Source organism: Citrobacter sp. Igbk 16 (genome assembly GCF_028069755.1).
GTDB lineage: Bacteria > Pseudomonadota > Gammaproteobacteria > Enterobacterales > Enterobacteriaceae > Citrobacter.
On record NZ_JANEWJ010000022.1, the window covers coordinates 61149 to 83232 of the forward strand.

Annotated in this window: 21 protein-coding genes; 17 read left to right on the top strand and 4 right to left on the bottom strand. The window is 52.9% G+C overall.

What is annotated here, in order from left to right; all coding sequences use genetic code 11:
- The first annotated feature begins 9 nt into the window (after positions 1-9).
- The 5 genes from pgaB (at position 10) to NNO03_RS15340 (ending at position 4462) form a co-directional block, all read left to right on the top strand.
- The gene (gene pgaB, locus NNO03_RS15320; RefSeq protein WP_137382670.1) at positions 10-2031 is read left to right on the top strand and encodes a poly-beta-1,6-N-acetyl-D-glucosamine N-deacetylase PgaB; all 2022 of its coding nucleotides are present in this window, start codon (positions 10-12) and stop codon (positions 2029-2031) included.
- On the top strand, positions 2028-3362 hold the full coding sequence (gene pgaC / locus NNO03_RS15325; protein ID WP_040232145.1) for a poly-beta-1,6-N-acetyl-D-glucosamine synthase: 1335 nt from the start codon (positions 2028-2030) through the stop codon (positions 3360-3362). Before pgaB ends, pgaC begins: the two co-directional genes overlap by 4 nt.
- The gene (gene pgaD, locus NNO03_RS15330; protein WP_271449899.1) at positions 3359-3865 is read left to right on the top strand and encodes a poly-beta-1,6-N-acetyl-D-glucosamine biosynthesis protein PgaD; all 507 of its coding nucleotides are present in this window, start codon (positions 3359-3361) and stop codon (positions 3863-3865) included. Before pgaC ends, pgaD begins: the two co-directional genes overlap by 4 nt.
- Positions 3866-3947: 82 nt before the next feature.
- The gene (yjdI, locus tag NNO03_RS15335) at positions 3948-4178 is read left to right on the top strand and encodes a 4Fe-4S mono-cluster protein YjdI (RefSeq protein WP_271449900.1); all 231 of its coding nucleotides are present in this window, start codon (positions 3948-3950) and stop codon (positions 4176-4178) included.
- Positions 4179-4189: 11 nt separating this feature from the next.
- A complete protein-coding gene (locus NNO03_RS15340) occupies positions 4190-4462 on the top strand; it encodes a GNAT family N-acetyltransferase (RefSeq protein WP_101741591.1) in 273 nt (90 codons plus the stop codon).
- A 35-nt stretch (positions 4463-4497) separates the two neighbouring features.
- Here the strand turns inward: NNO03_RS15340 and NNO03_RS15345 are convergent, their stop codons facing one another.
- Entirely contained in the window at positions 4498-5427 is a 930-nt protein-coding gene (locus tag NNO03_RS15345) for a LysR substrate-binding domain-containing protein (protein WP_005123372.1), read from the bottom strand.
- Between the two features lie 392 nt (positions 5428-5819).
- On the opposite strand from NNO03_RS15345, the gene NNO03_RS15350 reads away from it, so the two are divergent.
- From NNO03_RS15350 to NNO03_RS15380, 7 genes are all read left to right on the top strand, one after another.
- Positions 5820-6422 carry an ankyrin repeat domain-containing protein gene (locus NNO03_RS15350; RefSeq protein ID WP_271449901.1) on the top strand — a complete coding sequence of 201 codons (603 nt, stop codon included), beginning with the start codon at positions 5820-5822 and terminating at the stop codon, positions 6420-6422.
- Between the two features lie 117 nt (positions 6423-6539).
- Positions 6540-7337 carry a DUF2877 domain-containing protein gene (locus NNO03_RS15355; RefSeq protein WP_271449902.1) on the top strand — a complete coding sequence of 266 codons (798 nt, stop codon included), beginning with the start codon at positions 6540-6542 and terminating at the stop codon, positions 7335-7337.
- The gene (gene fdrA / locus NNO03_RS15360; RefSeq protein ID WP_271449903.1) at positions 7315-8862 is read left to right on the top strand and encodes an acyl-CoA synthetase FdrA; all 1548 of its coding nucleotides are present in this window, start codon (positions 7315-7317) and stop codon (positions 8860-8862) included. The genes NNO03_RS15355 and fdrA overlap by 23 nt, the downstream gene beginning before the upstream one ends.
- Positions 8862-10277 carry a DUF1116 domain-containing protein gene (locus tag NNO03_RS15365; RefSeq protein WP_271449904.1) on the top strand — a complete coding sequence of 472 codons (1416 nt, stop codon included), beginning with the start codon at positions 8862-8864 and terminating at the stop codon, positions 10275-10277. The genes fdrA and NNO03_RS15365 overlap by 1 nt, the downstream gene beginning before the upstream one ends.
- Positions 10278-10397: 120 nt before the next feature.
- Complete coding sequence (locus NNO03_RS15370) at positions 10398-11948, top strand: xanthine permease (protein ID WP_137382677.1); 1551 nt, start codon at positions 10398-10400, stop codon at positions 11946-11948.
- 26 nt (positions 11949-11974) lie between these two features.
- A complete protein-coding gene (locus NNO03_RS15375; protein ID WP_271442351.1) occupies positions 11975-12925 on the top strand; it encodes a carbamate kinase family protein in 951 nt (316 codons plus the stop codon).
- Positions 12926-12937: 12 nt separating this feature from the next.
- Positions 12938-14320: an amidohydrolase family protein gene (locus NNO03_RS15380; RefSeq protein WP_271449905.1), complete on the top strand. Its 1383-nt coding sequence runs from the start codon at positions 12938-12940 to the stop codon at positions 14318-14320.
- Positions 14321-14373: 53 nt separating this feature from the next.
- Here NNO03_RS15380 and NNO03_RS15385 read toward each other — a convergent pair whose 3' ends face one another.
- On the bottom strand, positions 14374-15264 hold the full coding sequence (locus NNO03_RS15385; protein ID WP_271449906.1) for a nickel/cobalt efflux protein RcnA: 891 nt from the start codon (positions 15262-15264) through the stop codon (positions 14374-14376).
- Positions 15265-15385: 121 nt separating this feature from the next.
- Here NNO03_RS15385 and rcnR point away from each other — a divergent pair, with 121 nt between their 5' ends.
- Positions 15386-15658 (top strand): Ni(II)/Co(II)-binding transcriptional repressor RcnR, encoded by a 273-nt coding sequence (gene rcnR, locus NNO03_RS15390; protein ID WP_005123385.1) that lies wholly within the window; start codon positions 15386-15388, stop codon positions 15656-15658.
- A gap of 52 nt (positions 15659-15710) precedes the next feature.
- Here the strand turns inward: rcnR and NNO03_RS15395 are convergent, their stop codons facing one another.
- Positions 15711-16940 carry an amino acid permease gene (locus tag NNO03_RS15395; RefSeq protein WP_137382681.1) on the bottom strand — a complete coding sequence of 410 codons (1230 nt, stop codon included), beginning with the start codon at positions 16938-16940 and terminating at the stop codon, positions 15711-15713.
- A 142-nt stretch (positions 16941-17082) separates the two neighbouring features.
- Entirely contained in the window at positions 17083-17538 is a 456-nt protein-coding gene (locus NNO03_RS15400) for a multidrug/biocide efflux PACE transporter (RefSeq protein WP_271449907.1), read from the bottom strand.
- Positions 17539-17640: 102 nt separating this feature from the next.
- Between NNO03_RS15400 and NNO03_RS15405 the strand changes: the two genes are divergently transcribed.
- The 4 genes from NNO03_RS15405 (at position 17641) to kduD (ending at position 21953) form a co-directional block, all read left to right on the top strand.
- Positions 17641-18525 carry a LysR family transcriptional regulator gene (locus tag NNO03_RS15405; protein ID WP_271449908.1) on the top strand — a complete coding sequence of 295 codons (885 nt, stop codon included), beginning with the start codon at positions 17641-17643 and terminating at the stop codon, positions 18523-18525.
- Positions 18526-18627: 102 nt separating this feature from the next.
- Positions 18628-19806, top strand: coding sequence for an acetyl-CoA C-acetyltransferase (locus NNO03_RS15410; protein ID WP_137382683.1), 1179 nt, complete (start codon positions 18628-18630; stop codon positions 19804-19806).
- A gap of 491 nt (positions 19807-20297) precedes the next feature.
- Positions 20298-21134: a 5-dehydro-4-deoxy-D-glucuronate isomerase gene (gene kduI, locus NNO03_RS15415; protein ID WP_005123391.1), complete on the top strand. Its 837-nt coding sequence runs from the start codon at positions 20298-20300 to the stop codon at positions 21132-21134.
- A gap of 57 nt (positions 21135-21191) precedes the next feature.
- Positions 21192-21953 carry a 2-dehydro-3-deoxy-D-gluconate 5-dehydrogenase KduD gene (gene kduD / locus NNO03_RS15420; protein ID WP_005123393.1) on the top strand — a complete coding sequence of 254 codons (762 nt, stop codon included), beginning with the start codon at positions 21192-21194 and terminating at the stop codon, positions 21951-21953.
- Positions 21954-22084 lie beyond the last annotated feature (131 nt).

Consider the following 22084-nt stretch of genomic DNA (forward strand, 5'->3'; position numbering starts at 1 on the left):
GGATTGTTCATGCTGAAAAGATGCCTATGGCTTAGCGCACTCATCGCTGGCTGGTTGATGATTACCGCGTGCAGTAGTGCGCACAATACGACGCCTCGCTACGTTCCTCCTGATGAGAGAACGCCGCTGACGGCCGATCACCCGTGGCCGAAAAATAGTTTTTTGGTTCTCGGCTATCACGATGTAGAGGATGATGCAGCCGATCAGCGTTACCTCTCTGTGCGTACCAGCGCGCTGAGCGATCAAATAGCCTGGCTGCGTGATAATGGTTATAACCCGATCAGCGTCCAGCAAATTCTGGATGCTCATGACGGTAAAATCGTGCTGCCGGAAAAAGCAGTTCTGCTCACCTTTGATGACGGGTATAGCAGTTTCTATACCCGCGTCTGGCCGCTGCTGAAAGCTTACAACTGGCCAGCTCTTTGGGCACCGGTTGGAAGCTGGGTGGATGCCCCTGCGGACAAAAAAGTCGATTTTGGTGGCCTGATGACGGCGCGCGATAAATTCGCCACCTGGAAGATGGTCGAGGAAATGGGCAAATCGCCGTTGGTGGAAATCGGCGCGCATACCTGGAACTCGCATTTCGGTGCTGAGGCGAACCCGCAGGGAAGTAAAGAACCTGCTGTGGCAAACCGTCTTTACGATAAGAAAACCGGCACTTACGAAACGGACGAGCAATACTATCGCCGTATTAATACCGATATCTCTTTGATTACCAATAAAATTAAAGCGGTAACGGGGAAATCGCCACGTGCCTGGGTCTGGCCATACGGTGCCGCCAGCGGGACGACTTTAAACCTGGCCAAAGAGCAAGGTTATAAGATGGCGTTTACGCTCAATGAAGGGCTGGCGAATGCGGCATTCCTTGATGATATCCCTCGCGTACTGATTTCTGATAACCCATCGCTCAAGCGTTTTGCCAGCCAGGTTGCTCAGGTGCGTGAACCGCAGACGATGCGCGTGATGCATGTTGACCTGGATTACGTCTATGACAAAGATCCCGCCCAGCAGAAGAGAAACATCGATAAGCTGATTCAGCGTGTTTATGACATGCGTATCTCTCATGTCTTCCTGCAGGCATATGCCGATCCGCAGGGCGACGGGAATATTCGCGAGGTCTATTTCCCTAACCGCTGGCTGCCGATGCGCGCCGATCTGTTTAACTATATCTCCTGGCAGTTACAAACCCGTGCTGGGGTTACCGTGTACGCCTGGATGCCGGTACTGGCTTTCGATCTGGATGCCTCAATTCCGCGTGTAACGGCATGGGATCCAAAAACCGGACGTACGGCTATCGATCGTGAACAGTATGTGCGTCTTTCTCCGTGGGATAGCGAAGCGCGTAAACGCATTACCGAGATCTATGAAGACCTGGCGAAGCACGCCAGCTTCAAAGGTATCTTGTTCCATGATGATGCCTTCCTGACGGATTTTGAAGATGCGTCGCCGGAGGCGTTAGCCGCCTACCGTGCCGCAGGACTTCCGGGAAGCATCGAGCAAATCCGTAATAACCCTCAGGCGTTTGAGCGCTGGACTCGCCTGAAAAGTAAGATGCTGATCGACTTCACTAAGCAGTTGACGCAATCGGTACGCAATATTCGCGGTCCGCAGGTGCAAACCGCCCGTAATATCTATGCTATGCCGGTACTGGAACCTGAAAGTGAAGCCTGGTTTGCACAAAACCTGAATGACTTCCTGAATACCTATGACTGGACAGCCCCCATGGCGATGCCATTCATGGAAAAAATTCCGGCTAATGATGCTAACGCCTGGCTCGACCGACTGGTGAATGCTGTTGCACAGACTCCCGGCGCGCTGGATAAAACCGTGTTTGAACTGCAGGCACGCGACTGGCGTAAATCCGGGGAACAGGCCGAAATCAGTGGTAAACAACTCGCCGAATGGATGCGTCAGCTTAAGTTAAGCGGCGCAGGCAACTACGGCTATTACCCGGATGATTTCATCAGCGATAAACCTGAGATGTCAGAGATTCGTTCGACGTTCTCCTCATACTGGTACCCGCAAAAATGACCGATCGCATAATTGCTTTCCTGATACTTTGCCTGATGTTCAGCCTGCCGTTTGGCGTGGCTGTCGTCTTCACGGGTGAAGTGATGTTGAACTTTGTCTTCTTCTGGCCCTTGTTCATGTCTGCATTGTGGATAAGCGGCGGGGTCTATTTCTGGTTTTACCGTGAGCGTCACTGGAAATGGGGAGATGAAACGCCACCGCCTACTTTGGAGGGAAATCCGCTGGTCTCGATTTTGATCCCGTGTTTTAACGAAGGGATCAACGCGCGTGAGACGATCGAGGCTGCACTGGCTCAGCGATATAAGAATATTGAAGTTATTGCCATCAATGATGGTTCGACAGATGACACGCACGATGTACTGGAACAGCTGGCAACAGAGTACCCAAGCCTGCGAGTGATTCACTTAGCGGAAAACCAGGGGAAAGCCCTGGCGCTTAAGACCGGTGCAGCAGCAGCGCGCAGTGATTACCTGGTCTGCATCGATGGGGATGCGTTACTGGATCGTGATGCGGTCGCCTATATCGTGGCTCCGCTTATCCAGTTCCCGCGCGTTGGTGCGGTGACTGGTAACCCGCGTATTCGCACCCGTTCGACGTTAATTGGCCGTGTACAGGTCGGTGAGTTCTCGTCGATTATCGGCTTAATCAAGCGTACCCAGCGAGTCTACGGGCAGATATTTACCGTTTCAGGTGTCGTTGCCGCGTTTCGTCGCCGGGCGTTGGCTGAAGTTGGCTACTGGAGCCCGGACATGATCACCGAAGATATCGACATCAGTTGGAAGCTGCAATTGCGCCACTGGTCGGTATTCTTTGAGCCACGCGCACTGTGCTGGATCCTGATGCCTGAAACATTGAAAGGACTGTGGAAGCAGCGTCTGCGCTGGGCACAAGGTGGGGCGGAGGTGTTTATCGTTAACATGCGTCGCCTGTGGTCGTGGGAATTCCGCCGTATGTGGCCGCTGTTCCTTGAGTTCTGTTTCTCTACCGCCTGGGCATTTGCTTATGCGGTTAGTATCGTGCTGTTCCTGTTAGGGCTGCTATTCCCGATGCCAGACACGCTGTATGTCCAGCATCTGTTCCCGCCAGCCTTCACTGGACTTATCCTCGGCGTGGTCTGCCTGTTGCAGTTCGCGGTGAGTCTGATGATTGAACGGCGCTATGAAAAAGGGATTGGGGCCTCGTTGTTCTGGATCATCTGGTTCCCGGTGGTGTACTGGATGCTGAGTCTGTTCACCACGCTGGTGGCGTTCCCCAAAGTGATGCTCAAACGCAAACGCGGCAGGGCGCGCTGGGTCAGTCCTGACCGCGGTATCGGGAGGATTGAATCATGAACCAACCGCTGATTTTTACCGAACGGCGCCTGCTGCCGCGCCTCATCGACGTTGTGTTGACGCTTATTGCCTGGATTGGGTTTTTATACCTGATTTATAAAGGGCTGATCGTCGCACTGGCGCATTCACCGTATATGGGAGTTCGTCCCTTTTTCACGACCCTGGATACGGTGACGTTTTACATTCTTATCGCGCTGGTCAACGGGCTGGTGCTAATAGGCTGGGCGAAGTACAACCAGTATCGTTTCCGGGTGGAGCGACGCAGTCGCAGGCCGGGTCTGGAAGACCATGAGCTGGCCGAAAGCTTGCGTATTACCCGGGAACTGGTTATCGAGCTGAACAAGGCGAGGGTGCTGACGGTTCACCATCATGAGAATGGCGAGATCAGCCATATCGATGTGGACAGAGATATTGCCGATAATCGCCTGCCGCCGCCAACACCGGCGATGCTGGAGTATTTGCCGATGGAGCCGCAGCCGTCGTTGCACACAAGGGCCGAGTGATATTTCTGCTTTCAGCCGCTTCCTTCAGCCTCGCATGGGTCTATGATTAGACCCAGACAATAAAAAAATGCGAGGCAATGTCGTGGATAAGGAACTACTGGATGCAGGTTACCGGGCCTATACCGGCGAAAAAATTGACGTCTACTTCAATACGGCGATGTGTCAGCATTCGGGCAACTGCGTGCGGGGCAGCGCAAAGCTGTTCAACCTGAAACGTAAGCCGTGGATCATCCCGGATGAAGTCGATGTTGCGACGGTCATCCGGGTCATCGATACCTGTCCGAGCGGTGCGCTGAAATATCGCCAGAAATAAGTGAGGGAACCATGGAAATTCTTGCAGGCCATAACAAGTTTTATGTTAACGATGCTGAAGGCAAGCAGGTCGCCGAGATTGTTTTTGTGCCGACAGGCGAGCATCTGAGCATCATTGAGCATACCGATGTTGACCCCAGTCTGAAAGGTCAGGGCGTGGGTAAACTGCTGGTGGCGAAGGTGGTGGAGAAAATGCGCGCCGAAAACCGCAAAGTGATCCCGCTGTGTCCGTTTGCCAAACATGAGTTTGATAAAACGCGCGAGTACGACGATATTCGCGCCTGAAGACTGATTTCCGCCGGATAGTCTTATCCGGCACATCACTGCCGATGCAGCAGATCCTGATATATCCCCGTCAGTACCCCTTGTGGGCCAAACTCTTTTTTAATCCACTGCGTCACGCGACCGGTTGCCGCGTGCTGGGTTGCCAACAGCATGCGTGAATCCTGACGAGGGTTATGGATCTGTCGCGTGACCAGCAGCGACTTTTCCATCGCTTCGCGTACCATATAGTCCGGTAAAAAACCGATGCCTTCACCCAGAATCTGGCACTGACACTTGGTATTAAAATCAGGAACCAGAATCGACTCCTGCCCGTGCAGCAACCAGCCGACCTTCTTGTTGATGGTGTGCGCGGTGTCCTCCACCATAATGTTTGGGTACAGACGCAACTGACTTTCTGAAATCGGCTCAGGCATAAAAGCCAGTGGGTGATCCGGTGCGATAGCGAACGACCAGCGAATCGCACCGATTTCGGTGTAATCAATCCCGCCACCGTCCAGCAGGGTATCGGGCGCGCCAATAGCGATATTGGCCAGGTTATTGATGATGGAGTCCCAGACGCCGTTATAGACCTCGGTGGTCACGGTTATCTGGCAGGTCGGAAACTGCTTTTTGAGCACCTGTAACAGCCGTGCAGTGTGCTGTGGGGTATACAACAGCTGGTTAATGCAAATGCGCACCCTGGCTTCAATCCCCTGGGCGATGGTATCGATGCTGCGCTTGATGGCGTGGAAGTCATTCAGCAGATCGGTTGCTTTGCGAAAGAAGTAGCGACCGGACTCGGTGAGCTCAATGCTGCGGGTACTGCGGGTAAACAGCACCACATCGAGTCCCATCTCCATGCGTTTGATGGTGTAGCTGATGGCCGACGTTGTTAAGCCAAGCTCCTCAGCGGCCTTGCTGAAGCTGCTATAGCGCGCTGCCATCGTAAAGGCCAGCAGGTTTTCCTCGGTAAAAATTGAATTCATCCGTTCTCCCCTCAGGCCATGCTGCGATGTCCACGATACGATGATTGTTGAATGTATTTGTAATCCTTATCGAGAGCAATCAGTTTTGAACAGAATTTAACACTAGAGTTACATTTGATTTGAAGGCAATCACACTTCTGTATTTTAGTTGCGACCCGCTATTTATGCTGCATGCCGCCTGATTTCCCCAGGCTCTGATTCATCGCTAAAACGGCTTCAGTCATAAGGGAAAGATTGCACTACAGCACGTTTTACTCTCATTATTAAATTTGATTCAACAATCGACACACTTACGATGAATGAAATTTAAGCGGATGTTATTCTCTAAACTCTGTTGCTATTCTCAGGTTATCGGAAATACGAAGAGTCTAAAAAACTGCAGGAGAGTGATTATGTCAGAGAAAGAACTTATTACTGAATTTCTGCTGGCGGCAGAACAGGGTAACGCCGAAGGATTAAAATCCTGTCTGGAAAAAAATGTGGATATTAATGCCACCAACCGCCAGGGCCGTACTGCCATTATTATTGCCAGCCTGAATAAACATTATGACTGCGTTTCTTTATTGATTGCTGCCGGTGCTGATATTAATAAACAAGATCAAACCTGTTTTAATCCATTTCTGATTAGCTGCCTGACAAATGATTTAACACTGCTGCGCACGGTATTACCGGCTAACCCGGATCTTGAGCGCCTGAGCCGTTTTGGCGGTGTCGGCATTACGCCTGCCAGTGAGAAAGGTCATGTTGAGATCGTGCGTGAGCTGCTGCATACCGATATTAACGTCAACCACACTAATTTCGTTGGCTGGACGCCGTTGCTGGAAGCTATCGTACTCAATGACGGTGGCGCGAAGCAGCAGGAAATCGTCAAGCTGCTGCTCGACCATGGCGCGAACCCGCACATGACGGATAAATACGGTAAAACCCCGCTAGAGCTGGCGAGGGAAAAGGGGTATCACGAAATTGCCGAGCTGCTGATTGCCGCCGGAGCCTGACAGAGGAGCGCCGCTATCGCCACGCCATCACGGCGATGCGTTCGGGCGCTAACCGCAGACGGCGCGTTTCTTTCATTCCGGGGAACCGGGCGAGTAGAACAGGTATTTTCCCGCGCGGTGAATCTGTTCATACCCGAGCAGCAGCGATTATTGACGTTACTGAGTGAAGGCTGTGATAACGCGCCCAATAGCTGTCGGCTGGCGCTGACGCATTGTGAAGACCTGTTTCATCCCGGTGAGCCGGTCAGTTTTACCGAATCAGGGATTGTCGTTGGTAAGGATAAGTGGATAGAGACTTCCGGGTGCCTGCCGTGGCGAATGCCGCAGTGGACGCCAGATGCAACCGCGTTCTCAGCTATTCGGTGGCAACGCTGGGAAGAGGATATCCGCCAACAGCTTAAAAACGATGACACATTATTTCTGTACCAGGGTGACAACCCGTTTTATCAGGAGATCACCCGCGAATTACTACAGCGTCGCCAGTCATTAATGACGGCGCTGAACACAGGAGAAAATATCTCTGCTGCCGTCAGCTATTTAATTGGTCTCGGTATTGGGCTGACGCCATCATCCGATGATTATTTAGTGGGTCTAAGTACCATCTTATTTATTCCAGGACACCCGCTGGAAAAATATCGGAGAGAGTTTTTAGCCGCCTTGCAGCGTGACGGAAATAATACGACATTACTCAGTAAAATTACGCTGGAGGAGGCTTTTCATCAGCGCTATCGGGAAAGTGTCGCACGACTGCTGAACCATATTATTAATGAGCAACAACACGTTTCTACGCAATATATAACTGATATTAAAAATATCGGCTCAAGTTCTGGCTGCGACATGCTATACGGCATGGCGGATGCCTGCGCCCTGAGCCACAGGTCCGGAGGGAATTATGTCGATCAGGATAGTTGTTAAAAAGAATACGTATTTTGATTCTGTCTCACTGATGTCTATTTCAACACGCGCAAATAAGCTCGATGGTGTGGAGCAGGCGTTCGTGGCAATGGCGACAGAAATGAACAAGGGCGTGCTGAAGAATCTTGGCTTGCTTACGCCTGAGCTGGAAGAAGCGAAGAGTGGCGATCTGATGATTGTCATTAAAGGCGCGAGTGAAGCGGCGAACGAGCAGACGCTGGTGGCGATTGAGGATCTGTTCACGCATAAAGAGCAGGGCGGTCAGCATGAAGCGCGCTACGCCACGCTCGCCAGTGCTAAAAAACACGTACCTGACAGCAACCTGGCGGTTATCTCGGTTAACGGTCTGTTTGCCGCACGTGAGGCACGCCAGGCACTGCAAAATAACCTCAATGTGATGCTGTTCTCAGACAACGTTTCTCTTGAGGACGAACTGGCACTTAAGCAGCTGGCACACGAAAAAGGGCTGTTGATGATGGGGCCAGACTGCGGGACCGCCATTATTAACGGCGCGGCGCTGTGTTTTGGTAATGCGGTACGTCGCGGCAACATTGGCATTGTGGGGGCATCCGGTACCGGTAGCCAGGAACTGAGCGTGCGTATTCATGAGTTTGGCGGCGGTATTTCCCAACTGATCGGTACGGGTGGACGCGATCTAAGCGAGAAAATTGGTGGTCTGATGATGCTTGACGCGATTGGCATGTTGGAAGCCGATCCGCAAACCGAAATCATTGCACTGATCTCCAAACCGCCTGCGCCTGCGGTGGCCCGTAAGGTACTGGAACGCGCACGCGCCTGCCGCAAACCGGTCGTGGTCTGTTTCCTCGGACGTGATGCCGCTCCTGCAGATGAAGCGGGGCTGCAGTTCGCACGTGGCACAAAAGAAGCTGCGCTGAAAGCGGTACTGCTGACGGGTGTGAAAAAAGAGAGTCTGGACCTGCATCCGCTGAACTGGCCGCTGATTGAAGAGGTTCGCGCCCGTCTGACGCCACAGCAAAAGTACATTCGTGGGCTGTTCTGCGGCGGCACGCTGTGCGATGAAGCGATGTTTGCCGCAATGGAAAAACATGCCGAAGTGTACAGCAACATTCATCCGGACCCGGCATTCCGTCTACAGGATCTCAACCACAGTATTGCACATACCTTCCTCGATTTCGGTGATGACGATTTTACCAACGGCAAACCGCACCCGATGATCGATCCGACCAACCGCATTAGTCGTCTGTTGCAGGAAGCGCGCGATCCTGAAGTGGGCGTGATCGTGATGGATTTCGTCCTCGGCTTTGGATCGCATGAAGATCCGGTTGGCGTGATGCTTGAGGCGATCGTTGAAGCCAAAGCGATCGCCGCTGCAGAGGGGCGTCCGCTTGAAATTCTTGGCTATGTGCTGGGGACCGATCAGGATACGCCGTCACTGGAAAAACAGTGCCAGATGCTGACCGATGCCGGGGTTATCTGGGCGAGCAGTAGCACCAACACCGGATTGCTGGCGCGTGAATTTATCTGTAAAGGGGAGGAAGCCTGATGAGCCAGACACTGTTTAACCAGCCGCTGAATGTGATTAACGTCGGCATCGCGATGTTCAGCGATGACCTGAAAAAGCAGAACGTACCTGTGACCCAACTCGACTGGACTCCGCCAGGGCAGGGCAACATGCAGGTGGTCGCGGCGCTGGATCAGATTGCCGATTCTCCGCTGGCAGACAAAATTACTGCCGCTAATCAGCTGGCGCTGGAACGCATTATCCAGTCACATCCGGTGCTGGTGGGGTATGACCAGGCCATTAACGTGGTGCCGGGTATGACCCGTAACACCATCCTGCACGCCGGGCCGCCAATCCGTTGGGAAAAAATGTGCGGTGCGATGAAAGGGGCGGTCACCGGGGCGCTGGTATTTGAAGGGCTGGCAAAAGATCTGGATGCAGCCGCAGAACTGGCGGCTTCTGGCGAAATTATCTTCTCTCCATGCCACGAACATGACTGTGTGGGATCGATGGCGGGCGTCACCTCTGCCTCAATGTTCATGCACATCGTTGAGAACAAAACCTACGGCAACCGCGCATATACCAATATGAGCGAGCAGATGGCGAAGATCCTGCGTATGGGGGCGAACGATCAGAGCGTTATCGATCGTCTGAACTGGATGCGCGATGTGATGGGCCCAATGCTGCGTGATGCCATGAAGCTGGCGGGTGAAATCGATCTGCGTCTGATGTTGGCGCAGGCGCTGCACATGGGGGATGAATGCCATAACCGCAACAATGCCGGGACTGCGCTACTGATTCAGGCGCTGACGCCGTGGATTATTCAGACCGGTTATCCGGTTGAGCAGCAGCGTGAAGTATTCGAGTTCGTCCTTAGCAGCGATTACTTTTCCGGCCCGACCTGGATGGCGATGTGTAAAGCCGCGATGGACGCCGCACACGGCATTGAATACAGCACCGTGGTCACGACGATGGCGCGTAACGGCGTCGAGTTCGGTCTGCGTATCAGTGGTTTACCGGGTCAATGGTTTACCGGTCCGGCGCAGCAGGTGATTGGCCCGATGTTTGCGGGCTACAAGCCGGAAGACTCAGGACGCGATATCGGCGATAGCGCGATTACCGAAACCTACGGTATTGGCGGTTTCGCCATGGCGACGGCACCGGCCATCGTGGCGCTGGTGGGCGGTACGGTTGAAGAAGCCGTCGATTTCTCTCGCCAGATGCGTGAAATCACGCTTGGTGAAAACCCGAACGTCACCATTCCGTTGCTCGGTTTTATGGGCGTACCGACCGCTATCGACATTACGCGCGTGGGCAGCACCGGCATTTTGCCAGTGATCAACACCGCCATTGCGCACAAAGATGCGGGGATCGGCATGATCGGCGCCGGAATCGTTCACCCGCCGTTCGCCTGTTTTGAAAAGGCGATCCTCAACTGGCGTGACCGCTACTGCTAATAACAATAACTGGGGCTAACACCGTTAGCCCCACGGTAGCGAAGCGAAAAACGTTGCTTACCTGCAGGGCTGGGCGATCTCCGCGATCGCAAACGATGCTTAACCTGTAAAGGATATTCCATGAACAGCATAAAACTAGAATGGAAACGTGGTGACTGGGCGGCTTACTTCGGGCTGATGACCAACAACCTGACTAACCTGCTGACAATGATGGGGCTGCTCATTTTTGTTGTCGGCATCCCGACTGAAATAGTTTACGGCCGCATTGCGCCCGCCTTTGGTCTGGCGGTGCTGGTGGCCAGTATCTGCTACGCATGGTTTGGTTTGCAGATGGCAAAACACACCGGCCGTAATGATGTGACGGCGTTGCCGTCCGGTCCCAGCGCACCGTCAATCTTTACCGTGACGTTCCTGGTGCTGATGCCGGTTTATCAGCAAACCAAAGATGCTAACTTCGCCATCCAGATAGCACTGGTATGGTGCTTTGTGGAAGCGTTGATCCTGGTGGGTGGCTCCTTCCTTGGCGAGACCATCCGCAAGATGATCCCGCGTACGGTACTGCTCTCCTGTTTATCCGGCTTGGGGCTGCTGCTGTTGGCGATGAACCCCATGCTGCAGGCGTTTGAAGCGCCAACCGTTTCTTTCATCGTCCTGTTGCTGATTTTCATCAACTGGTTCGGTAAGAAACCGATTTTTGCCCGCATTCCGACCGGTTTGCTGCTGCTGATTGCCGGTACGGCCCTGGCATGGATCTCCGGTCTGCAAAGCCCGGAAGCGATTAAAGCCTCGATGTCGTCTTTTGGCTTTAACCCGCCAGAAATCCATGTCGACAGCTTCCTGCAAGGATTACCGCATGCGCTGCCGTATCTGGCTTCTGCAGTTCCGCTGGGTCTGGCGAACTATATTTTTGACCTCGAGAACATTGAAAGTGCGCACGCCGCGGGCGATGAGTACAACACCCGTAAAGTTATGATGGCGAACGGTTTTGCCTCCATGCTTGGCTGCATGTTGGGTAACCCGTTCCCGGTGACTGTGTATGTTGGGCACGCGGGCTGGAAAGCAATGGGTGCCAGCATCGGTTATACCCTGGCATCTGGTATCACCATGTTCCTGGTACCGCTGTTTGGGCTGGGCGCGTTTATGCTCGCCATTATTCCGATGACCGCGATAGTGCCGATTCTGGTGTTTATCGGCGTGGTAACCGCCAACCAGGTGGTACGAGAAACCCCCAAAGTCGAGGTTCCCGTCATCTTCATCTGTCTGTTCCCGTGGATTGCCAACTGGGCGTTGACCATCGTTAACAGCGTGATGGGGGCCGCCGGAACCTCTGCGGGGAAACTGGGCAGTGACCTGCTGCACAGTAAAGGCGTGTACTACGACGGGCTGGTGCATCTGGGAAGCGGTGCGCCGCTGGCCAGTATGCTGTGGGGCTGTGTCGCTATCTTCGCCATCATGAACAAGCCGTTACGTGGGGCGATTGCTGCCGCCTTCGGTGCACTGCTGTCGCTGTTTGGTGTGATTCACTCCCCGGCAGTGGGTTTTGCCGAAGGCAGCTCGATGATGTTTGTTGTGGCCTACCTGATGATGAGCGGCATGTTCGTCGTCAAACATATTCTCGACAGTCGTGAAGCGGCTACTGCGCCTGAGCAGGAACCGACGAAAACAACCTGAATCGCCTGCAAGCGGAAGAAAATACGATGAAAGAACTTGTGGTCGTTGCCATTGGCGGCAACAGCATTATCAAAGATAACGCCAGCCAGTCTATTGAGCACCAGGCTGAAGCGGTGAAAGCGGTGGCGGACACGGTGCTGGAGATGTTGGCATCGGACTACAACATTGTGCTGACACACGGTAACGGGCCGCAGGTGGGGCTGGATCTACGGCGTGCTGAAATCGCGCACGAACGCGAAGGCTTGCCGCTCACTCCGCTGGCAAACTGCGTCGCTGATACTCAGGGCGGTATTGGCTACCTGATCCAACAGGCGCTGAATAACCGTCTGGCGCGACGCGGTGAGCAGAAAGCGGTGACGGTGGTTACGCAGGTAGAAGTCGACAAGAACGATCCAGGGTTTGCGAATCCAACCAAGCCTATCGGCGCATTCTTCAGTGAAGCTCAGCGTGACGAGCTGCTGCGGGTTAATCCGGGTTGGCGGTTTGTAGAGGATTCCGGGCGCGGTTACCGGCGGGTTGTGGCTTCCCCTGAGCCAAAACGTATTGTTGAAGCAGAGGCTATCAAAACGCTGACTCAGCAAGGTTTTGTGGTGATTGGCGCAGGCGGCGGCGGGATTCCGGTAGTCCGTAGCGAGCACGGGGATTATCACAGCGTGGACGCAGTGATTGATAAAGATCTCTCTACTGCGCTGCTGGCGCAGGAGATCCGCGCCGACATTCTGGTGATCACCACTGGCGTAGAGAAAGTGTGTATTCACTTCGGCAAGCCCAACCAGCAGGCGCTGAATACAGTGGATATCGCGGCAATGACCCGTTACATGCAGGAAGGTCACTTCCCGCCAGGCAGCATGCTACCCAAAATTATCGCCAGCCTGACGTTCCTGGCTCGTGGCGGTAAGCGGGTGATCATCACCACGCCGGAATGCCTGCCTGCCGCACTGCGCGGTGAAACGGGTACCCACATTGTCCATTCCTGAGAGGAGATGCGAATGAAGGAAAGTAACAGCCGCCGCGAATTTTTAAGTCAGAGCGGAAAAATGGTCACTGCTGCTGCGCTGTTTGGCGCAGTAGCACCAGTCGCGTATGCTGCTAATCCTGTCGGGACAGCCTGCGGGGCGAAGAACACCATGACGATTAACGATAAACACTACTACCTTGATAACGTTCTGCTGGAAGCGGGATTTGATTACGAAAATGCCGTGGTGGTACATACCCGTACTGCACTGCAAACCGTTGAAATTCAGGACGGGAAGATTGTTGCGCTGCACGAGAATAAGCAGCATTCGGATGCGGCGCTGCCGCATTACGATGCGGGCGGAAAGCTCATGCTGCCCGCGATGCGCGATATGCACATTCATCTGGATAAAACCTTTTACGGTGGCCCGTGGCGCTCATTGAACCGTCCGGCGGGCACCACCATTCAGGATATGATCCGCCTGGAACAAAAGCTGCTGCCTGAACTGCAGCCTTATACTCAGGAGCGGGCGGAAAAGCTTATCGATCTGCTGCAATCGAAAGGGACATCGATTGCCCGCAGCCACTGCAATATTGAGCCAGTTTCCGGGTTGAAAAATCTGGAGAACCTGCAGGCGGTACTGGCGCGTCGTCAGCCCGGTTTCGCTTGTGAAATCGTGGCGTTTCCCCAGCATGGTCTGCTGTTATCGAAGTCTGAACCGCTGATGCGTGAAGCAATGCAGGCGGGGGCACAGTACGTGGGCGGTCTGGACCCGACCAGCGTTGATGGGGCCATGGAAAAATCCCTCGACACCATGTTCCAGATTGCGCTCGATTACAATAAAGGTGTGGATATCCATTTGCATGAAACCAGCCCGGCAGGTGTGGCGGCGGTAAATTACATGGTGGAGACGGTGGAGAAAACGCCACAGCTGAAGGGCAAACTGACCATCAGCCATGCTTTCGCATTGGCAACGCTGAACGAACAGCAGGTTGATGCGTTGGCAACCCGTATGGCGGCGCAGCAGATTACCATTGCCTCGACGGTACCTATCGGCACCTTGCACATGCCGCTGAAACAGCTGCGTGATAAAGGCGTGGAGGTGATTACCGGCACCGACAGCGTGATTGACCACTGGTCGCCGTATGGGCTGGGGGATATGCTGGAGAAAGCCAATCTGTATGCTCAGCTGTATATTCGCCCGAACGAACTCAACCTGTCGCGCGCGCTATTCCTCGCCACAGGTGATGTACTGCCGCTGAACGATAAAGGCGAACGTGTGTGGCCGAAAGCACAGGATGATGCAAGTTTTGTGCTGGTCGATGCGTCCTGCTCTGCGGAAGCGGTCGCGAGGATTTCCCCTCGTACCGCGACCTTCCACAAAGGGCAGTTAGTGTGGGGAAGCGTCGCAAGCTAGTCTTGCTACACGCGCAGCGGCACAGGTTGCTGCGCGTTTCCCTCTGTTGGCTGTTAACCGACGATCCCCAGATAGCCGTGAATCCCCATGTAGAGTCCGACCATGCCGATGAGTGCGCTGGAAAAATAGGGCGCTTTACGCGCCAGTGTGTTAAATCCGCTCCAGCGCTTCGCCGCCTGTTGTACGCTGATAGCCGCGCCAACCCCTACCGTTACCAGCGTTATCGCCAGTCCGAGGCTAAAGCACAGTACCATCGTTGCCCCCAGCGTAAAGGCTTTGAGCTGGATACAAATCAGTAAGACGGTAATAGCCGCAGGGCACGGGATCAGCCCGCCGGTCAGGCCAAACAGTAAAATTTGCCCGTTGGTCACCTCTTTACCCTGAAAACGGCGCTGGATATCGTTGGTATGTGCGCGTTCGTGCGCGTCCTGATACTCTTTCGAACCCTCGCTCAGCCCTGCCAACGCGGCATGGTTATGATCGTGGTCATGTTCGTGATGATGGTGGTGATCGTGATCGTGGTCATGTTCGTGATGATGGTGGTGAGCGTGGCCATGGTCATGATCATGATGATGGTCGTGATGTGTCTGAGTCAGCCAGTTCTGCTCGCCTTGCCAGGTCCGCCAGAACATCCAGAATGCAGTGCCCAAAATAATGATCGCAGAGACAAATTGTAGCCAGGGTTCGACGGCCTGGGCCGTGAACGCTTTGCTGATATACATTCCGCCGAGTGCAATCAACCATACTATGGCCGTATGCGACAGGGTAGCCGCCAGCCCCAGCATCACTGCCTGCTTGATAGTCCCCTTTATGGCGATAATAAACGCCGCCATCATTGTCTTTGAATGTCCCGGTTCCAGGCCGTGTAACACCCCCAATAAAATTGCACTGGGAATGAAGAACCAGGCGTTGCCTTGCTGAAGAAGCGTAGAAAATTCACCCATGAGAATGATTCTTAGTTGTCTAATTTCGCTTGATTCTACTCCCCCCCAGTATCAAATACTACCCCCCAGTAGAATGTCGATGGTATTGTCGCTACGGATTTACGTTAATTAAGGTAATGCTATGTCACATACGATCCGCGACAAACAAAAGCTCAAAGCCCGTGCCAGTAAGATTCAGGGCCAGGTAGTGGCGTTGAAAACCATGCTTGATGAACCGCATGAATGCGCGGCTGTGTTGCAGCAAATTGCGGCGATCCGCGGTGCGGTAAACGGATTAATGCGTGAGGTGATTAAAGGTCATCTGACCGAGCACATCGTGCATCAGGGCGATGAAATAAAGCGTGAAGAGGATTTGGACGTGGTCCTGAAGGTATTGGATTCTTACATCAAGTAAGGCGGAGTGCGGCTCATCCACGCATTGATGAATGAGCCGTTGATAACGTCATTTAGCCAAAAAACATCACCGATACGCACAACAGACCGACAATCAGGGTGATCAGGTTCCCCACTGAACGATACGGCTTCAGCGCCGGGATCAGATAGGTCGATAAAGTCGGCATGATAAACAAAATCATGGCGATGAGCGGGCCACTGATCGCGTAAATCATTGAAATGGCATTAGGGTTAATGCAGCAGATGATAAACGTGATGGCCGAAACCAACATAATGGACAGGGCGCGGTTAAAGGCCCGGCTTTTCTTCACGCCTACCTGATGCAGCGACGTTTTTACGACTTCTGTCGCCCCTTCAATCACGCCAAAGTAGGTGCCGAGGAACGATTTTGACATCGCCACCACGGCAACGATAATCCCGGAAATCGACAACCATGCCGGTGCGTTGGGCATCATCGACAGCGCCGAAAGGATGGTTACACCTTCATGTTTGGCATCTTCAATGTAGTTTGCCGGAATAGAAAGCAGACAGCTAAAGACAAAAAACAGTACGCTCAGGCAGATGATGACGTAGGCGACCTTCATGATTTTTTTGCATTTACCCATGGCCTGCTCGCCGTATTTCTCGCGTCTGTCGATGGCAAACGTGGAGATAATGGGCGTATGGCTAAAAGCGAAAACCATCACGGGGATCGAGATCCATACCTGATGCAGCGTGTGCTGATCGAAAGACATCTGGCCGGTGAGTAGCGTCGGCTGCCAGCTTCCGGTCAGGTACAGCGAGAGAAACAGAAAGTACGCGATCAGTGGGAATACCAGAAAGCCCATCACCCGGATGGTGGCCTGGCGACCCATCAGGAAAATTAAATTCAGGACCAGCACCACGCCGAGACTTACCAGCATACGAACGCGTAGATCAATCGTGATATGTTTTGCCAACTGTTCGGTGAGTGAATTGGTGATCGCGACAGCGTAGATCAGCACCACCACAAAGAAGGCGATAAAATAAAGCGTCGTGATCAGGCTGCCTATCTTCTTGCCATAGTAGTGGGTGACTGCACCGGTGATCCCTTCACCTGCAGAGGTTTTTGATGACAGGATAAACTGGCACAGCGCCTTGTGCGGCCAGTAGGTTAAAGGCCAGGCGACGAGTGCGGTGATAAAAAGTACCACTGCGCCTGCAGAACCCAGCTGTATGGGGAGGAAGAGGGTTCCTGCGCCGACGGCAGTCCCATATAGTGCGAAGCTCCAGAGAGTCTCTTCTTTTGACCAAAATTTCGACATTATTTGAACGTATCAACTATAAAATAAACAAAAAGAAGCGCAATTTACCACAAATGAGAGGGGCTGGGGGAGGTGTGAACAAGTGGGCTGGTGAATGGATGAATAGCCGGAATTGAGAAAATTCCGACTATTCTTTGAATTATCAGGCAGTAACGCGCTGCTGACGACGCTTCATTACGCGCTCGCGTAATGTGTCATAAGCCCAGTTATAGAACATGGTGTATGGCAGGAAGAACAGGAAGAAACCTATTTCCAGTGTGAATGCCTGAAGCAGGCTAACGTTCAGTACATACGCCACGATGCTGACCCCGATGACGATAAAACCACTCTCGAAACCTAAGGCGTGAAATGCGCGGACTTTCGCCGTACGTTTGACCTGATGCGACGGCCAAAAGCGGTCAAACAGGGCGTTATAAATGATATTCCAGATCATTGCTGTTGTTGCCAGCAGAATGGTCAGCCCGCCCATTTCCAGTACCGAGCGCTGCATCAACCATGCGGTGGTTGGTGCAAGAATCGCGGTAGCAATGCCCTCAAAACAGACAGCATGAAAAATGCGCTCCACTAACGAGCGGCGTTGGACAGTATCGTGTTGCATAACCTACAAACCTTCTTTGATGCCCGGATAACGGAATGGTGGCAATTTTATCGTTTTATGTGATATCTAAAAGATAGTATCCATCGATAAAGTAGATAGTTCATGCGTTACTCTCCTGAAGCATTAACGGCATTTGTTGAGACGGTGTCCTGCGGTTCATTTTCTGCGGCGGCCCGGCGGCTACGTAAAAGCCAGTCCACCATCAGCACGGCGATTGCACATCTGGAGGCCGATCTTGGCTTTGCGCTGTTTGACCGTTCGTCACGTCAGCCAACGCTTACCGAACAAGGCAAGCGGGTGCTTGGCTACGTACAGGCGATTTTGTCAGCCAGCGAGCGTCTGGATGAAGCGGCGATTTCGCTGTCGGGGGATACCGAAGCGCGTCTGACCTTTGTGCTTTCGGACACGCTGCATCCGGATGTGCTGGAAGAATTAATGGTGCAGTTTGACCGCAAGTTCCCCCACACAGAATTTGAATGTCTGATTGGTGAAGATGACGATGTGATCGATCTGCTGCAAAAAGGACGCGCGCAGGTTGGGCTGATCGAAGCGCGAGAAAATTATCCGACAGATATGGGCGTCACGCGTTTGCCGATGCAAACCTGGATGGGACTGTACGTTGCGGCCACGCATCCGCTGGCAACGCTAAAAAATCTGCAATGGGAGCAGCTCCACACCTGGCGCGAACTGCGTCTGAATACTTATCTGGAAAGTGGGACCAACGTCGCACGTGGCCCTGTCTGGTCTGCTCCCAACTATCTGTTGTTGCTGAGTATGGCGGTACAGGGATTTGGCTGGTGCGCACTACCTTGCGCGCTGGTGGAAGAGTTTGCGGCAGAAAAACCACTGGTTCAGTTGAAGATACCGGGTTGGCCAAAAGCTATCTCAATCGATCTGTTATGGAATAAGAAATCCCCTCCGGGGGTAGCGGGAAGCTGGTTACGTGACCATTTGCAGCAAAGTGGCGTCGCGATGACGAATAAATGATACCTATTTCCTTTGTGATAAAAATCACCATTTTTAAACAACTACGATAACTATCTTTAACAATCATCTACTATTGCGATGTTATTTTGCGCTGAGGTGGTGATGAAAGAGGTTGTGATAGTGGGGGCGTTAAGGACACCGATTGGCTGCTTCCAGGGAACGCTGGCGCGCCACTCTGCCGTTGAACTCGGCAGCATGGTGGTCAGGGCATTACTGGAACGCACTGGCGTGGATGTTCACGCCGTTGATGAGGTGATCCTTGGTCAGGTCCTCACTGCGGGGGCCGGACAGAACCCGGCCCGTCAGTCTGCTATCAATGGTGGATTACCCAATACCGTTTCCGCTATTACCATTAATGATGTGTGTGGTTCAGGTTTGAAAGCGCTGCACCTGGCGACTCAGGCTATCCAGTGTGGTGAAGCTGATATCGTGATAGCAGGCGGGCAAGAGAATATGAGCCGCGCCCCGCATGTCCTCACCGACAGCCGAACTGGCGCGCAACTGGGTAATAGTCAACTGGTTGACAGCCTGGTGCACGACGGTCTGTGGGATGCTTTCAACGACTACCATATGGGCGTTACCGCGGAAAACCTGGCGCGGGAATACGGTATCAGCCGCGAATTACAGGACGCCTACGCGCTGCACTCGCAGCACAAAGCGCGGATGGCAATCGACGCTGGACGCTTTAAAGATGAAATCGTGCCGGTGGTGACCCAGCGTAATGGGCAATCCTTTGTGGTGGATACCGATGAGCAACCGCGCACCGATGCCAGTGCAGAGGGGCTGGCGCGTCTGGACCCCACTTTTGACAGGCTTGGGTCGGTAACGGCGGGTAATGCGTCATCGATAAACGATGGTGCTGCCGCCGTGATGATGATGAGCGAGTCCAAAGCGCAGGCGTTGAATTTACCGGTACTGGCCCGTATTCGCGCTTTTGCCAGCGTCGGCGTTGACCCCGCACTCATGGGGATTGCGCCAGTGTACGCGACGCGTCGCTGCCTTGAGCGCGTCGGCTGGCAGCTGGCGGATGTCGATTTGATTGAAGCCAATGAAGCATTCGCCGCGCAGGCATTATCCGTTGGGAAAATGCTGGAATGGGACGAGCGTAGGGTGAATGTGAACGGTGGGGCCATTGCGCTCGGCCACCCAATTGGTGCCTCTGGTTGCCGTATTCTGGTGTCGTTGGTCCACGAGATGGTTAAACGCCGGGCGCATAAAGGGCTGGCAACGTTATGTATTGGTGGTGGCCAGGGCGTTGCACTTGCCATCGAACGTGATTAACTCTTTAAAATCCCCTATCAGATACACCACCACCGCGCAGTTCCGGTTCATGTAAAAAAGCCCTCCACAAGGAGGGCAAGGCCAGTTACAGAAACATCCACTCTAAAACAACGTTAACTTATCAAAACGGCGTTTCATTTCGTGTGATTCACAACGCACTTTGTAAGAAAAGGTGTGTGAATTCCTCTTCAGCAGGGCTGTTTTTTCACAGCGCTTCTTTTACCTCTTATTATCTACTCTTTGCTGGTTATTTATAACCAACTGTTTTGTTTGTGTTTTATTTGTTCTCTTTGGTGCTGCTTTCGTAGATTACCCAGGCTAGCGTGATCGCAATTACACTTTTGATAATAAGATGCGGAAAAAGTGAAACATCGTTTTAGTTATAATTGAAAACCCGTTCCGGGAGGGATATCATGAACGCATTAGGTAAAACGGAACGGCGTTTTGCTATCGCTCAAGAATTCACGGTCAATTTATCACTGGAGGTAAATGTGGACGTAAGACAAAGCATCCATAGTGCGCATGCTAAAACCCTGGATACCCAGGCGCTGCGTAATGAGTTTTTGGTAGAAGAAGTGTTTGTTGCTGACGAATACACCATGGTCTACAGCCACATTGACCGCATTATTGTTGGCGGCATTATGCCAGTGGGAAAAACCGTATCCGTGGGTGGCGAAGTGGGTAAGCAACTGGGCGTAACCTACTTCCTGGAGCGCCGTGAGTTAGGCGTGATCAACATCGGTGGGCCGGGCACGATTACTGTTGACGGCCAGTGCTATGAAATTGGTCATCGCGATGCGCTGTATGTCGGTAAAGGGGCAAAAGAAGTTGTTTTTGCAAGCATTGACCCTGCAAAACCCGCCAAGTTCTATTATAACTGCGCGCCGGCACACATGACTTATCCAACCAAAAAAGTGACCCCAGCCGACGTTGCGCCAGTGACGTTGGGTGATGATCTCACGAGTAACCGCCGTACCATCAACAAGTATTTTGTGCCGGACGTACTGGAAACCTGCCAACTGAGCATGGGCCTGACCGAACTGGCGCCAGGCAACCTGTGGAACACCATGCCGTGCCATACCCATGAACGCCGTATGGAAGTCTATTTCTACTTCAATATGGAAGAAGACACCTGTGTCTTCCACATGATGGGGCAGCCTCAGGAAACGCGTCATATCGTCATGCACAATGAGCAGGCGGTAATTTCCCCTAGCTGGTCTATCCATTCTGGCGTTGGTACGAAAGCCTATACCTTCATCTGGGGTATGGTTGGCGAAAATCAGGTCTTTGATGATATGGACCACGTTGCAGTCAAAGATCTGCGCTAGTCGCGGGCGGCTACTCAGCCTGTCTGTGACGGGCATTATAAAAAATAAGGATTTACAATGATTTTGAATGCATTCTCTCTTGAAGGTAAAGTCGCCGTTGTGACGGGTTGTGACACCGGTTTGGGTCAGGGGATGGCGCTGGGTCTGGCGGAAGCGGGTTGTGATATCGTGGGTATCAACATTGTTGAGCCGACTGAAACCATCGAACGTGTTACTGCACTGGGCCGCCGTTTTTTAAGCCTGACCGCCGATCTGCGTCAGATTGATGGTATTCCGGCACTGCTGGAGCGTGCGGTTGCAGAATTCGGTCATATCGACATTCTGGTGAACAACGCCGGTCTTATCCGTCGTGAAGATGCTATCGACTTCAGCGAAAAAGACTGGGACGACGTGATGAACCTGAACATTAAGAGCGTGTTCTTTATGTCTCAGGCGGCGGCGAAGCACTTCATTGCCCAGGGTAACGGCGGTAAAATTATTAATATCGCCTCTATGCTCTCCTTCCAGGGCGGCATTCGTGTTCCGTCTTATACCGCGTCTAAAAGCGGCGTAATGGGCGTGACGCGTCTGATGGCCAACGAGTGGGCAAAACATAACATCAACGTGAATGCGATCGCGCCGGGTTACATGGCGACCAATAACACGCAGCAGCTGCGTGCTGATGAGCAGCGTAGCGCCGAAATTCTCGATCGTATCCCAGCGGGTCGTTGGGGTCTGCCAAGCGATCTGATGGGGCCTGTTGTGTTCCTGGCCTCCAGCGCATCTGACTACATTAACGGTTATACCGTTGCGGTCGACGGTGGCTGGCTGGCGCGTTAATTTATCGTCCAGCATCAACAAACCCTGCCAATGGCAGGGTTTTTTTTGGTTTTAAGTTATTTTAATCCATATTCTGTTTATAAATTAATCCATACATAATTATATATGTATGGATTGTTAATAATTAATAC

Bases quoted from the DNA above. Each gene is read 5' to 3' on its own strand.
- pgaB (WP_137382670.1), top strand. From the start codon at position 10: ATGCTGAAAAGATGCCTATGGCTTAGCGCACTCATCGCTGGCTGGTTG.
- pgaC (WP_040232145.1), top strand. From the start codon at position 2,028: ATGACCGATCGCATAATTGCTTTCCTGATACTTTGCCTGATGTTCAGC.
- pgaD (WP_271449899.1), top strand. From the start codon at position 3,359: ATGAACCAACCGCTGATTTTTACCGAACGGCGCCTGCTGCCGCGCCTC.
- NNO03_RS15340 (WP_101741591.1), top strand. From the start codon at position 4,190: ATGGAAATTCTTGCAGGCCATAACAAGTTTTATGTTAACGATGCTGAA.
- NNO03_RS15345 (WP_005123372.1), bottom strand. From the start codon at position 5,427: ATGAATTCAATTTTTACCGAGGAAAACCTGCTGGCCTTTACGATGGCA.
- NNO03_RS15350 (WP_271449901.1), top strand. From the start codon at position 5,820: ATGTCAGAGAAAGAACTTATTACTGAATTTCTGCTGGCGGCAGAACAG.
- fdrA (WP_271449903.1), top strand. From the start codon at position 7,315: ATGTCGATCAGGATAGTTGTTAAAAAGAATACGTATTTTGATTCTGTC.
- NNO03_RS15365 (WP_271449904.1), top strand. From the start codon at position 8,862: ATGAGCCAGACACTGTTTAACCAGCCGCTGAATGTGATTAACGTCGGC.
- NNO03_RS15370 (WP_137382677.1), top strand. From the start codon at position 10,398: ATGAACAGCATAAAACTAGAATGGAAACGTGGTGACTGGGCGGCTTAC.
- NNO03_RS15375 (WP_271442351.1), top strand. From the start codon at position 11,975: ATGAAAGAACTTGTGGTCGTTGCCATTGGCGGCAACAGCATTATCAAA.
- NNO03_RS15380 (WP_271449905.1), top strand. From the start codon at position 12,938: ATGAAGGAAAGTAACAGCCGCCGCGAATTTTTAAGTCAGAGCGGAAAA.
- NNO03_RS15385 (WP_271449906.1), bottom strand. From the start codon at position 15,264: ATGGGTGAATTTTCTACGCTTCTTCAGCAAGGCAACGCCTGGTTCTTC.
- rcnR (WP_005123385.1), top strand. From the start codon at position 15,386: ATGTCACATACGATCCGCGACAAACAAAAGCTCAAAGCCCGTGCCAGT.
- NNO03_RS15395 (WP_137382681.1), bottom strand. From the start codon at position 16,940: ATGTCGAAATTTTGGTCAAAAGAAGAGACTCTCTGGAGCTTCGCACTA.
- NNO03_RS15400 (WP_271449907.1), bottom strand. From the start codon at position 17,538: ATGCAACACGATACTGTCCAACGCCGCTCGTTAGTGGAGCGCATTTTT.
- NNO03_RS15405 (WP_271449908.1), top strand. From the start codon at position 17,641: ATGCGTTACTCTCCTGAAGCATTAACGGCATTTGTTGAGACGGTGTCC.
- NNO03_RS15410 (WP_137382683.1), top strand. From the start codon at position 18,628: ATGAAAGAGGTTGTGATAGTGGGGGCGTTAAGGACACCGATTGGCTGC.
- kduD (WP_005123393.1), top strand. From the start codon at position 21,192: ATGATTTTGAATGCATTCTCTCTTGAAGGTAAAGTCGCCGTTGTGACG.